Source organism: Duganella sp. AC917, assembly GCF_979258245.1.
Genome location: NZ_OZ409848.1, coordinates 3,478,914 through 3,491,422, shown reverse-complemented (window position 1 = coordinate 3,491,422; position 12,509 = coordinate 3,478,914). Strand labels below are relative to the sequence as shown.

Sequence of the window (12,509 nt, the reverse complement as noted above, 5' to 3'; positions counted from 1 at the left end):
AATCAGCCGAGAAGGGGCGCTGGTAAGTGCCCCATCCGGTGGAAGAATCATAGGCGTTTTGAGCTTGTGCGTTGAATGAAACGGACGCCATCATGGCGCCGGCGATACAGGTTGACGCGAGCAATGCACGCAGTCGGGTAGGGCTAAATCTCATGTACAGTCCTCGAAAATGATGAAGGCTGTAACTGACCGTGAGCATATTTATGCTTTTATGAAACTTATTATAGGGCATAGCATGGCCTTTGTAAATTTTCTTTTAGGAAAATTTTACATTGCAATATATCAAGCAAAAACGTCAAAAGGAAAAAAATCGGAGAAAAATTGATGCGCCGCACAATCGGCTGTGACCGCTGTAAAGAGGGCGTTTGGGTGGACGTTTGGCACCTGAATACTTGCGGCGCAACAAATACGGAAATTATAAATGCGATGTCTTAATGAAAAAACTATCGATGCTTTAAAAACACGTATATTTTCTAGGTGAATTGAATTTCAATCGTGATGGCTAAGGTTGGCATGCGTCGTGCTTGGTCGCTTGCCCGTAGTGGGGTGGAGTTATCGACATGTCTGGGTTCGGGGAGGCGCTGCCGCGTCGTTCGCTGCGGGCGATCGACGACACCAGGCGGGATGGTGTTGCGGGGATTGGTCCTGCGGTGTGAACCGGGCGCTGGGGATGGATGCGCGCCCGGTGTCTGTACTACACTCAGCCAGCGGCGGACAACGGTTGCGCCGGCCGCTCTGTCGCGCGGTCCGCCTGCCCCTGCGCGGCCGGCAGTTTGACGTGGTTGTAGCGCACTGCGACGATGACGATCGCCATCAGCTGCAGTATCCAGATGATGCGGCCTTGATAGCGATCGTGTGGCGTCGACAAGGCGCCGCAGACGCCGGCATTGATCAGCATGCTGAGCAACATGATCGAGATCAATGTCAGCTCGGGGTACTGGCGCCGCCGGAACAACACGACCACCGCCGCCAGGCACACCAGCAACGCCGCCACGCTGGTGATGCGGATCAACAGCGCGGAGTAGGAGACGTCAAACGCGCCCCTGGCCGCCCGCGTGTGCTCGAGTACGGCCTGCTCGTCCGCCGGGATCTTCGGTTCGAAGTTTTGCACCATGCCCGGCACGTAGACGAACTCCTCAAGCCCGATATAGCCGAGTTGGGCGCCAATGTTGCGCGCCGAATTTTCGATCACCTGCAGCGGATATCGCGTGAAGACGGCTTTGGCGAAAGCGAAGTCCTGCTCGCCCAGCCGCGTACGCGAGGCTTTGGATGCCAGCGTAAACACGCCGATGCGCGCGTCCGCGCTCCACAGGAAATCGTCCGAGGTCGCTCGTGTGAAGTCCCTGGCGTACGCGCACACCTCAAAACCAGCCTGCGGGCACTGGGTCTGGACAAACGTGTTGCCCGGGCCGTCGGCGAGCAGGCGCGCCGTCATGAACGGCGGACGGATCGGCGTGGTGTTGGTGAAGTGGCGGACGCCGGCATTGAAGGCGGCCTCGCCGGCCAAGCCGGCGCCCACCAGCGCGACGGCGAGCGCCACCGCCGTCCAGCGCAGCGGCTCGCGGCGGTTGAGCACCAGCCACAACACGACCAGCGTGATGATGGTGGCCAGGATGATCATGATGTTGGCGGTGTGGAACAGCACGGCGGCCACCGCAAGCAGGGCCCAGAACACGCGCACGCCGCCGGGGGCGCGCGGCATCATGATCAGGGCGACGACTGCGCCGATGCCGAGTCCGGCAAAAACGTCCGGCATGAGCATGCTGTTGAAAAACGGCAGCGGGCTGGCCACGGCCAGCAACAGCAGCGCCGCTGCAATCGTGCGGTAGTCGACGCTGTAGCGCTGGCGTAGGAAGGTGGTGATCATCGCGGTGGCCAGCAGCGCTTGCAGCAGGGGCACGCCTTGCAAGCCCAGCAGGCAAGCGGTGACGAACATGAACATGCCGTAGTAGATCGAACGGCCCGAGATGACGCCGCTTTTATCGGGCGAGCTGCTCAGTTGCGCGGACGGCGCCGGGACTGCGACGCCAGTTGCAGCCGTCGCTGAAGTCGATGCGGCCGGCGGCAAGCCGGCGGTCAGCCAGTTGCGCGCCGTTTTGGATTCCACCAGCAAATTGGCGGCGCTGGCGGCGCCCTTGATGTAGGCGGTGGTGTCCTGGAACAGAAACGGTTGGCCATTGAACCAGGCCGGCCAGCTCAACAGAAACGGCAGGACCAGAAACGTCAATAGCTTATATGGGTTGAGGGTTTTCATCGTATCAGCGCGTAATGTTCTTTTTGTTGAAAACAAAGAAATTTGCCATGATGAAGTTGGCGAACAGTCCGGCGATGGCGCCGACGGCGGTCGATAAGAACGCGTTGTCCTGGGTGATTGGTACCGCAGTGAACGCGAGCATTGAGGCCGCCGCGTTGATGCAGGCGCCCGGCAGTTGAGACAGGCCGAACTTAAGCAGCTCGCGCCAGCTCGCGCTGCCGGCCTGGTGACGGAAGGTCAGCGCCCGGTTCAGCGCCCATGACAGCGTGATCGCCAATGCCACACTGATGACGCGCGCCATCGACGGCCAGCCGGTCAGCTTGATCAGCAGCCAGAAGCAGGTGGCGTCGAACAGGAACACGACGCCGCCAATGCAGCCGAACTGGAGAAATTTGATGAGGAAGGCGGAGTCGATGCGCATGGGCTTACTTCGGTCGGGTGAAGTAGCGCGGGGTCGCCAGGAAGGACAGCTGTTTGACCTCGCGCCGTCCTTGCGTGACCGAGCTCAGGATCAAGCCGCAGACGGTGCTCAGCACCCCGAGCGAGACGATGAAGGCCGCCAGGATCGCCGTCGGCAGGCGCGGCACCAGGCCCGTGTGCAGGTAGTCGCTCAGCACCGGCAGGAACAGCGCCAGCGCCAGCAAGACGGCCACGGCGCCGAAGGTGTTGAAGAACAGGGTCGGGCGTTCCAGTTTGATCAGCTTGAAGATCATCCACAGGATCTTGAAGCCGTCCTTGTAGGTGCTCAGCTTGCTGACCGAACCTTCCGGGCGCGCGCCGTAGTCGGTATCGAAGTCTTCGCTGCGCATGCGCAGTTCCAGCGTATGCACGGTCAGCTCGGTTTCGATCTCGAAGCCCTTCGACACGACCGGGAACGATTTGACGAATTTGTGCGAGAACACGCGGTAGCCGGTCAGCATGTCGCGCGTAGCGCGGCCGAACAGCTTGGCGACGATCGTGGTCAGCATCCAGTTGCCGAACTCGTGGCCCTGGCGATAGGCTTCGATCGCGGTCGAATGGCGCACCGCGTTGATGCAATCGAGTTGCCCCTCGACGAGACGCTGCACCATCGCCGGCGCCACGGAAGCGTCGTAGGTATCGTCGCCGTCGACCATCACATAGACGTCGGCGCTGATGTCGGAGAACATGCGGCGCACCACGTTGCCCTTGCCTTGCAGCGGCTCGTGCATCACGACCGCGCCGGCGGCCAGCGCGATGGCGCTGGTGTTATCTTTTGAATTGTTGTCGTAGACGTAAACGGTGGCGTGCGGCAGTGCCAGTTTGAAATCGGCAACCACTTTGGCCACAGTGGTCGCTTCGTTGTAGCAGGGGACTAAAATGGCGACGGAAATATCTGACAAATTTTTTTGTTCGAATGTCATTGCTGGCAATCCTTCAAAATGAACGGGGGCAACGGATATAGCGTTGCGGGCGACGACGCCGCGTTGACTTTATCCTAATGCCGCTAGTATAACGCTGCGCTGCACAAAAAGGTTGTCAAAGGAAAATCAAACAGCAACTTTCGCGATGAAATATGGCACGTCCGACCAGCCGCAAGCGACGGGGAAGAATGCTCAGGTGCATTAGATTGTCTTTTGGAAATCTTTTCGACGGCAAACGCGTCGGCCTGCTCAATTGACATGCCACCGCCGCAGGGCGGCCATGGAAGGCGAGCAGGCTCGCGTCCCACGGCATCAGCCAGGCGGAATCGAAGTGGCTGTCGAGGTGAGTCGGCAGGCCGAGTTGTGAATCATACACTGCCCGGCTTGGCGGGCGCGCCACTGTGGAAGAGTGCGGACCGGGTGGTCCCCCCGACTGGAATCGAACCAGTATCCCACGCTTAGGAGGCATGTGCACTATCCATTGTGCTACGGGGAGGGGCGCTGGAAGCGAGCGCATTATAGCCCAAGGCGGGCCGCTCGTGCGGTTGATGCGGGACGGCGGCGCGCAGAATACCCTTGGCAAACTGGAAACGCCACGCTACAGTGCCGGGGTTGGCCGAGTCGGCCCCAGCCCCCACGCATCATGGACCAATCAGACATCATCTCCATCTCCCAGTTTCCCGTCGAGAGCACGACAAAAACGCAGTTAGCGCGTCGCCTGCTGCGCGCTGTGGAGACAAAACAACAAGTTATGTTGTTTTTTGCTAACACCAACCTGGTGGTCAAGGGGCGCTTCCTGCTGGCTCACACGGGCGATCCGGCGCTGCTGTTGGTCAATGATGGCGTTGGACTTGATATCGCCGCTAAATTGCTCCACGGTAGGAAATTCAGTGAGAATTTGAATGGCACCGACTTCACGCCGTTCTTGTTCCAGCAGAGTCCATCGCCGTTAAAAGTATTCATGATCGGCGGAAAGCCGGAGGTGCTGGCGCGTGCGGCCGAGCATGTGCGGCGGGACCTCGGCCAGCAAGTCGTCGGTGTTTGCGACGGTTACGATGGCATGCGCCAGGCCGGACTGATCGAGCGTATCAACGCCAGTGGCGCCCAGGTGGTACTGGTGGCGATGGGCAATCCGATCCAGGAGCGTTGGATCGTTGAGCACCGTGCTGCGCTGCAGGCGAACATTTTCATGGGTGTGGGCGCGCTGTTCGACTTCTGGGCGGGCGACAAGCCGCGCGCGCCGCGCCTGTTTCAGCGGCTGCGCCTGGAGTGGCTGTACCGCTTGAGCCTGGAGCCGCGCCGCCTGCTGCGCCGCTATACCTGGGATATTCTGGTGTTTCTTCGCCTGTGCTTTAAGTACCGCTAGTACCGCTAGCGCGCCTGGCGCCGGCCTAGACGGTCTGGCCCGAACCGCCCGGCAGCAGTCGGCGCAGCCTTTCCAGAAGACGCCGGGTGAGCCGTTGCAGCGCCGGTTCGAGGTGCCGGGCGATGACCCAGCTGGCCGCCAGCACCAGTACCACGGCCGCCGCCAGAGCGCTCCAGCGGTTCCAGCCGCCCAGCACGAGCGCGCCCATGATGGCGCCGCCGACCACCTGATGCAGCAAATATAACGGAAAGGTCATCATGCCGGCGGTGCGGATGGCGCCGCGCGCCGCGCCCGGCAAGCGGTGCCACAGGTGATTTTGCCGCACCGACCAGATCATGAACGCCATCGCCGCCAGCCAGGTCGCACACGGGGCCACGGCGGTGTGGTGCACGAAAAACAGCGCGTTCTCGCTGGCGTTGTGGGCGAAAATTTGCAGGCAGCCCGCGACCAGCAGCCCGGCGATCCATGCCAGATTGGCGCGCGCGTGGCGCTTGACCAGCTCTAGCCAAAGAAACACGCCGAGCGCGAAGAATATGCCATGGTGCACCAGCAGCAGGGCGAACAGGCGCGAGTCGCGCGCCATTTCCAGCTTGAGGCCGAATGCCGACGCGGGATCGGTCAAGGACACCGCGATCCAGAATAGCGCGCTGACCCCGCCCAGCACCATGGCCAATGGGCGTACGAGGGAAAAGCGGCCCAGGCTGATTATGAGCAGCACTGTGGCGTAGAACGCCAGTTCAATGCCTAGCGTCCAGTAGGAAAGGTCGATCCACGGGCCCCAAGGGAGGAACGCCATGCTGTGGCGAAAGCCTCGATACATCTCTTCGGCCGGACTGAAGCCGACGGCGATGGTCGCCAGCAGCGATAGCGGGGCGCAGATCCATGCGCCGGGACCCAGACGTACCACGCGGCTGGCGAAAAACCCGAATGGCGTTGCTTTTTCGCCGGAGAAGGCGATCACGAAGCCCGAGATCACAAAGAATATCTGCACGCCGACCCAGCCGAAGTTACTGAACGGCGTCATCTCGGGAAAGGTTACCGCCTGCTGCGAAGCGCTGCCGATGTTGCCATGCGGACTGACGTTAACGACGTAGCAGAAGTGGAAAAACAGCACCATGGCGGCGGCGACGAAGCGCAGCACGTCGAGGCCGAGCAAGTGTTGTTTTGGTGCTGGAGTGGCGGTGGCATTCATCGGCGATATAGCGCGCAACCTGATAAGGACGCACACTTTTCCCTCGGAGACCTTGATGGTCGCCGATTATATCGATCCCGCCAGCTTGGTAGTGTTCAGTAGGAATCGCGCCACCGTCGACTCCGGCCGGCCACCCGACCTACTCGCTCACTCAATCACTCACTTGGCTATGCGCATGCCACCCGAAAAGAAGGTGCGTGCCAACTGCAGGGCCTGTTTCGTGAGCCGTTGCAACGGTGGTTCGAGATGCCGGGCGATCAGCCAGCTGGCCGCCAGCACCAGCGCCACGGACGCCGCCAGGGCGCTCCAGCGGTTCCAGCCGCGCAGCACCAGCGCGCCCATGATCGCGCCGCCGACCACCTGATGCAGCAAATATAAGGGGAATGTCATCATGCCGGCGGTGCGGATTGCGCCGCGCGCGGCGCCCGGCAAACGGTGCCACAGGTAATTATTGCGGACCGACCACACCATGAACGCCATCGCCGCCAGCCAGGTGGCGCAAGGCGCGAGCGCGCTGTGGTGTACGCCGAATCCTGCGTTGCTGTTCGCGTTTTCTACGACGATCTGCACGCAGCCGGCCACCAGCAGCAAGCCGATCCACACGCGGTTGGCGCTCGCGGGGCGCTTAACCAGTTCTAGCCAAAGGAACACGCCGAGTGCGAAAAATATGCCGTGATGCACCAGCAGCAGCGCGACGAGGCGGGACTCGCGCGCTGCGTCCAGCTTGAGGCCGATTGCGGACGCCGGATCGGTGACGGTCACTGCGAGCCAGAACAGCGCGCTGACCGCGCCCAGTACCATCGCCAACTTGCGCACCAGGGAGAAGCGGCCCAGGCCGATGATGGCCAATACAGTGGCGTAGAAAGCCACTTCAATGCCCAGCGTCCAGTAAGACCCGTCGATCCATGGACCCCACGGAAGGAATGCGGCGCTATGACGAAAGCCCCGGTACATCTCCTCGGCCGGACTAAAGCCGACCGCGATCGTCGCCAGCAGTGTCAATGGGGCGCAGATCCATGCGCCGGGTCCCAGACGCACTACGCGGCTGGCGAAAAAACCAAATGGCGTCGCTTTTTCGCCGGAAAAAGCGATCACGAAACCGGAGATCACAAAGAAGATCTGCACGCCCACCCAGCCGAAATAGCTGAACGGCGACAGCTCGGGAAAGGTGACCGCGTGCTGCGAGGCGTTTGCGATGTAGCCGTGCGGACTGACGTTGACCAGGTAGCAGAAGTGGAAAAACAGGACCATCGCGGCGGCGGCGAAGCGCAGCACGTCTAGGCCAAGCAGGTGTTGTTTGGGGGCGGGGGCGGCGTTTGCGGTCATGGGTGATCGGGCGAGCAATCCTCGCCGGGCGCCCACTTATCCTTGGAAATGTTTACATTTGACAATTATAGCCATTTTGGCACGCTTGTGGGTTTGTAATTTCCAGGCCGTGGTCGGGTCGCCGCCGACCGGACTTATTTTGCCGCGCCAGCCACGTTGGGGAGGCGCGCGCGCATCATCATCAGGGTCTGTTTGGTCAGGCGCTGCAGCGCCGGTTCGAGATGGCGGGCGATCACCCAGCTGGCCGCCAGCGCAGCGGCCACGGCCGCCGCCAGGGCGCTCCAGCGGTTCCAGCCACCCAGCGCCAGCGCAGCCATGATGGCGCCACCTGCAACCTGGTGCACCAGATATAGCGGGAACGTCATCATGCCTCCGGTGCGGATGGCGCCGCGCGCTGCGGCCGGCAAGCGGTGCCACAGATGGTTGGCCCGGACCGACCACACCATGAACGCCATCGCGGCCAGCCACGTGGCGCACGGCGCCAGCGCGCTGTTGTCCACATGGTACTGGGCGTTGACGCGGGAATTCTCGGCGACTATCTGCAGGCAGCCGGCCACCAGCAGCAGGGCGATCCAACCCACGTTGGCGCGGGCTTTGCCTTTAACCAGTGCGAGCCACAGGAATACGCCCAGCGCGAAAAACATCCCGTGGTGCACCAGCAACAAAGCAAACAGGCGCGACTCGCGCGCGATCGCCAGTTGGTGGCCAAGCGCGGACGCCGGGTCGACCATGGCCACGGCCAGCCAGAACATCGCGCTGAGCACGCCCAGCGCCATTGCCAGCGGTCGCACCAGCGAGAATTGCCCAAGACCGATGATGCTTAGCACCATGGCGTAGAACGCCACCTCGATGCCCAGCGTCCAGTAAGAGCCGTCGATCCACGGCCCCCATGGCAGGAAGGCCATGCTATGGCGCAGGCCGCCGAACATCTCGCTGGCCGAACCAAAGCCGAGCGCTACGGTGACGAGCAGCGTCAGCGGGGCGCAGATCCACGCGCCCGGCCCCAGGCGCACCACGCGGCTGGCGAAAAACCCGAACGGCGTCGCTTTTTCGCCCGAGAAAGCGATCACGAAACCGGAGATCACAAAGAAGATCTGCACGCCGATCCAGCCGAAATGGCTGAAAGCGACGGTTTCGGGGAAGCTGAGCGACTGCCGCGAGGCGTTGCCGATGAAGCCATGCGGACTGACGGTGGCGAGATAGCAAAAATGGAAAAACAGCACCATGGCGGCGGCAGCGAAGCGCAGCACGTCGAGGCCGAGCAGGTGTTGCTTTGGGGCGGAGCTGGCGGAGACGGTCATGGGCAGGGGTTGGTTCGGTTGGGGCGGGAAGGGAGGTGCGGCGGGAGTGACTTTCAAGCATTATACATCAACATTTTTTATTTGATAACGAATTTACTCTTTTTGCAATGGTCGCCGGGATAAGGAGCATGGCCGCCGCCGCGTTCGGCCGCAAAGGAAACTGGCACCGGGCGCCTTCCAGTCGGTACAATGCACGTTTCTTCCATCTCAACGACGTCGGGCTCCCCGCAGCGCGTCGTCAACACACATACTCACTATGGCTGTCATCTCTCTTTCTTCGGCGCAACTCGCGTTCGGACACGTCGCGCTGCTCGATCACGCGGAATTTTCTCTGGAGGCCGGCGAGCGCGTCGGTCTGATCGGCCGCAACGGCACCGGCAAGTCGTCGCTGCTGAAGGTGATCTCGGGCCGCTTCAAGCTCGACGACGGCTTGCTCGTGATGCAACAAAACATCCAGATCGCCTATGTCGAGCAGGAACCGGTGTTCGATCCGGAAATGACGGTGCACGACGCCGTCGCCGCCGGCATGGGCGAGCTGCCGGCGCTGCTCAAGGAATACGACGCGCTGACCGGCCAGTTTGGCCAAGGCAACGACGATGCCGTCATGGAACGCATGCATGACATCCAGGTCAAGCTCGATGCCGGCGACGCGTGGAACCTGTCGAACAAGGTCGAAACCGTGCTCGACAAACTGAACCTGACCGGCGACATGCTGATGAAAACACTGTCGGGCGGGATGCAAAAGCGCGTGGCGCTGGCACGCGCGCTGGTGTCGGCGCCGGACGTGCTGCTGCTCGACGAACCGACCAACCACCTGGACTTCAGCTCCATCCTGTGGCTCGAGGGCCTGCTGCGCGACTTCAAGGGCTCGGTGCTGTTCATCACCCACGATCGTTCCTTCCTTGACAACGTCGCTACCCGCATCATCGAGCTCGACCGTGGCCGCCTGCTGTCGTACCCGGGCAATTTCACCACCTACCAGAGCCGCAAGGCCGAGCAGCTGGAGAACGAGGAAGTCGAGAACGCCAAGTTCGACAAGTTCCTGGCGCAGGAGGAAGTGTGGATACGCAAGGGTGTCAAGGCGCGCCGCGTGCGTGACGAGGGCCGCGTGCGCCGTCTCGAGGCGCTGCGCCTGCAGCGCTCGGCACGCCGCGACCAGCAGGGCCAGGTCAAGCTGGAGGTCGGCTCGAGCGAGCGCTCGGGCAAGATCGTCGCCGAGCTGGAAAACATCAGCAAGCGCTTCGGCGACCGCGTGATCGTCGACAACTTCACCGGCACCATCCTGCGCGGCGACAAGGTCGGCCTGATCGGCGCCAACGGCGCCGGCAAGACGACCATGCTCAAAATGATCCTGGGCGAACTGGCGCCGGACAACGGCACCGCCCGCCTGGGCACCAAGCTGCAGGTGGCGTACTTCGACCAGATGCGCACCCAGCTCAACGAGGAGGCCAGCCTGATCGAGACCATTTCGCCGGGCAGCGACTGGGTCGAGGTCAACGGCCAGCGCAAGCACTCGATGAGCTATCTGAACGACTTCCTGTTCTCGCCCGAGCGCTCGCGTTCGCCGGTCAAGTCGCTGTCGGGCGGCGAGCGCAACCGCCTGTTGCTGGCGCGCCTGTTCGCCAAGCCGGCCAACTGCCTGGTGCTCGACGAGCCGACCAACGATCTGGACATCGACACGCTGGAGCTGCTGGAGGAGTTGCTCGAGGAATACACGGGCACCGTGTTCCTGGTCAGCCACGACCGCACCTTCCTCGACAACGTCGTCACCCAGGTCATCGTTGCCGAAGGGCAGGGCCAGTGGCGCGAGTTCGTCGGCGGCTATAGCGACTGGGAGCGCGTGCGCGACACCGTGGCGGCCGCTCCCAAGGCAAGGCCGGCGGCGGTGAAGGCCGCCGAGCCAGTCTCGACCATGGCGGCGCCGGCGGGCAAGGCCAAAAAGCTCAGCTTCAAGGAGCAGCGCGAGCTCGACGAACTGCCCAAGCTGATCGCCGCGCTCGAGGACGAGCAAAGCGCGCTGGCGCTGCAGCTGTCGGACCCGGATTTCTACAAGAAGCAGGCGGCCGAGGCCAAGCGGGTCAACGCCCGCGTCGAGCAAATCGAGGCCGAACTGCTGGCCGCGTTGGAAAAGTGGGAAGAGATTGAGGCGCGTCAGCGCTGATGCCCGTGACAACGCAAAAATGTTGCGGTGCGGTATAGACACTCCGGGTTGCTTCAAATATAATTTTACGGCGCCGTTACGCCTGCGGCGCTGCTGAAAATGTAATGTGTGGAAGTCTTGTTGTCACGGTGATATGATTCAGCGTTGCCGTCACGGCTCGGCTTCTGGCGCCTGTCGGACGGGGCTGTTTCACGGGGTATTCCACGGTGCGCCGCGAGGCGTCCACTCTCTAGGACTAAGAGCAAAAAATGTTGAGATCGCATAAAAGAACATCCTGGTTGTTTCCCCTGACGGCGCGGACGGCACTGTGGGCGTAAGGCGCGCGCCCGGCGCCGGGAAACTCATCGCATTGCCGTTGATTATCAGCGGCCTGTTCGCCCCTGCGGCGCGGGCCCAGATCAGCGATACCATTCATCCCTATGTGTCGGCCGGCTACTCGTACGACGATAATTTGCTGCGGCGTGACAACACCCGCAATTCCGGCGCGGCCGAATCCGACACCTACACGACCCTGGTGGCCGGCGTGAGCCTCGAGCGTCCTATCGGACGCCAGCTGATCACCGCCTCGGCGCGCGCCAGCAAGGTCGCGTTCGATAAGAACGATGAGCTCGACTATACGGGCAAGGACGCAGCCGGCGAGTGGAAGTGGCAGCTCGGCAACCAGTTGAACGGTCACATCGGCGCCACATACAGCGAATCGCTGGCCTCGTTCGCCGACTTCCAGAGCGCCGCGCGCAACATCCGCACGGACAACAAGCGTTATGTCGACGGTAATTACCGTTTCCATCCGTCGTGGCAGGTCCATGCAGGTTACGTCAACGAGCGCTTCGGCTTCGACCTGCCGTCGCAAAGCTACAACAACCGTACCGAAAAGACGGCCGAGACCGGCTTCGATTACATCGCCAGCAGCGGCAGCACGTTCGGGCTGGTGTTCCGCCAGCTCGAGGGCGACTACACCAGCCAGGGCGTCAATCCGGCTACCGGCGTGCCCTTCGACAACGGTTACAAGCAGGACGAGGTCAAGTTCAACGTCAACTGGCTCGCCAGCGGCGTGACCCAGGTCACCTTCCTGGGCGGCTGGGTCCAGCGGCGCCACAACACCGGCACCCGGCGCGACGACAGCGGCGCCAACGGCCGCCTGATCGTCAACTGGACGCCACTGGGCCACACCCAGTTCAACGCCATGCTGTGGCGCGAATTCGGCGCCGCCGAGGGCACCTTTGTCAACAGCGCGCTAAGCACGGGCGCCAGTGCCGGGGCCAGCTGGGCGCCGACGGCCAAGCTGGTCTACACCGCCAACCTCAAATACGAAAAGCGCGATTTCGAGCCACTCAGTGGCGTCACCGGCCTGGGCGGGCTCACCGACAACGCCCGCACCGCATCGGTCGGCGTCACCTACCAGGCCTGGCGCCAGGTGGGCCTGTCGCTGAACGGTTTTACCACCCGGCGCGACGGCAGCACGGCGGCCGGCACTTCGAGCTTCCGCGCCAAGGGCGTCTCTTTTAACGCCACCGTGAAGTTCTAAGC

At 62.3% G+C, this 12,509-nt stretch carries 9 protein-coding genes and 1 tRNA gene; 3 read left to right on the top strand and 7 right to left on the bottom strand.

Annotation, left to right across the window (positions count from 1 at the left end):
* Positions 1 to 700: 700 nt before the first annotated feature.
* From ACZ0BA_RS15110 to ACZ0BA_RS15095, 4 genes are all read right to left on the bottom strand, one after another.
* Positions 701 to 2,254: a hypothetical protein gene (locus ACZ0BA_RS15110; RefSeq protein ID WP_463452044.1), complete on the bottom strand. Its 1,554-nt coding sequence runs from the start codon at positions 2,252 to 2,254 to the stop codon at positions 701 to 703.
* A 4-nt stretch (positions 2,255 to 2,258) separates the two neighbouring features.
* Positions 2,259 to 2,675: a GtrA family protein gene (locus tag ACZ0BA_RS15105; protein ID WP_463452043.1), complete on the bottom strand. Its 417-nt coding sequence runs from the start codon at positions 2,673 to 2,675 to the stop codon at positions 2,259 to 2,261.
* A gap of 4 nt (positions 2,676 to 2,679) precedes the next feature.
* A complete protein-coding gene (locus tag ACZ0BA_RS15100) occupies positions 2,680 to 3,636 on the bottom strand; it encodes a glycosyltransferase family 2 protein (RefSeq protein ID WP_463452042.1) in 957 nt (318 codons plus the stop codon).
* A 421-nt stretch (positions 3,637 to 4,057) separates the two neighbouring features.
* Positions 4,058 to 4,132: transfer RNA gene (locus ACZ0BA_RS15095), tRNA-Arg, on the bottom strand.
* A 147-nt stretch (positions 4,133 to 4,279) separates the two neighbouring features.
* Between ACZ0BA_RS15095 and ACZ0BA_RS15090 the strand changes: the two genes are divergently transcribed.
* Positions 4,280 to 5,002, top strand: coding sequence for a WecB/TagA/CpsF family glycosyltransferase (locus tag ACZ0BA_RS15090; RefSeq protein WP_463452041.1), 723 nt, complete (start codon positions 4,280 to 4,282; stop codon positions 5,000 to 5,002).
* A 25-nt stretch (positions 5,003 to 5,027) separates the two neighbouring features.
* Here ACZ0BA_RS15090 and ACZ0BA_RS15085 read toward each other — a convergent pair whose 3' ends face one another.
* The 3 genes from ACZ0BA_RS15085 to ACZ0BA_RS15075 form a co-directional block, all read right to left on the bottom strand.
* Positions 5,028 to 6,194, bottom strand: coding sequence for an acyltransferase family protein (locus ACZ0BA_RS15085; protein WP_463452040.1), 1,167 nt, complete (start codon positions 6,192 to 6,194; stop codon positions 5,028 to 5,030).
* A gap of 159 nt (positions 6,195 to 6,353) precedes the next feature.
* The gene (locus ACZ0BA_RS15080) at positions 6,354 to 7,520 is read right to left on the bottom strand and encodes an acyltransferase family protein (RefSeq protein ID WP_463452039.1); all 1,167 of its coding nucleotides are present in this window, start codon (positions 7,518 to 7,520) and stop codon (positions 6,354 to 6,356) included.
* Between the two features lie 134 nt (positions 7,521 to 7,654).
* Entirely contained in the window at positions 7,655 to 8,821 is a 1,167-nt protein-coding gene (locus ACZ0BA_RS15075) for an acyltransferase family protein (RefSeq protein ID WP_463452038.1), read from the bottom strand.
* A 256-nt stretch (positions 8,822 to 9,077) separates the two neighbouring features.
* Between ACZ0BA_RS15075 and ACZ0BA_RS15070 the strand changes: the two genes are divergently transcribed.
* On the top strand, positions 9,078 to 10,982 hold the full coding sequence (locus ACZ0BA_RS15070; RefSeq protein WP_463452037.1) for an ATP-binding cassette domain-containing protein: 1,905 nt from the start codon (positions 9,078 to 9,080) through the stop codon (positions 10,980 to 10,982).
* A 307-nt stretch (positions 10,983 to 11,289) separates the two neighbouring features.
* Positions 11,290 to 12,507, top strand: a complete 1,218-nt coding sequence (gene epsL / locus ACZ0BA_RS15065; RefSeq protein ID WP_463452036.1) for an XrtB/PEP-CTERM-associated polysaccharide biosynthesis outer membrane protein EpsL — start codon at positions 11,290 to 11,292, stop codon at positions 12,505 to 12,507.
* The last annotated feature ends 2 nt before the right edge of the window (positions 12,508 to 12,509 follow it).

Bases quoted from the DNA above. Each gene is read 5' to 3' on its own strand.
- ACZ0BA_RS15070 (WP_463452037.1), top strand. From the start codon at position 9,078: ATGGCTGTCATCTCTCTTTCTTCGGCGCAACTCGCGTTCGGACACGTC.
- ACZ0BA_RS15085 (WP_463452040.1), bottom strand. From the start codon at position 6,194: ATGAATGCCACCGCCACTCCAGCACCAAAACAACACTTGCTCGGCCTC.
- ACZ0BA_RS15110 (WP_463452044.1), bottom strand. From the start codon at position 2,254: ATGAAAACCCTCAACCCATATAAGCTATTGACGTTTCTGGTCCTGCCG.
- ACZ0BA_RS15080 (WP_463452039.1), bottom strand. From the start codon at position 7,520: ATGACCGCAAACGCCGCCCCCGCCCCCAAACAACACCTGCTTGGCCTA.
- ACZ0BA_RS15090 (WP_463452041.1), top strand. From the start codon at position 4,280: ATGGACCAATCAGACATCATCTCCATCTCCCAGTTTCCCGTCGAGAGC.
- ACZ0BA_RS15105 (WP_463452043.1), bottom strand. From the start codon at position 2,675: ATGCGCATCGACTCCGCCTTCCTCATCAAATTTCTCCAGTTCGGCTGC.
- ACZ0BA_RS15075 (WP_463452038.1), bottom strand. From the start codon at position 8,821: ATGACCGTCTCCGCCAGCTCCGCCCCAAAGCAACACCTGCTCGGCCTC.
- ACZ0BA_RS15100 (WP_463452042.1), bottom strand. From the start codon at position 3,636: ATGACATTCGAACAAAAAAATTTGTCAGATATTTCCGTCGCCATTTTA.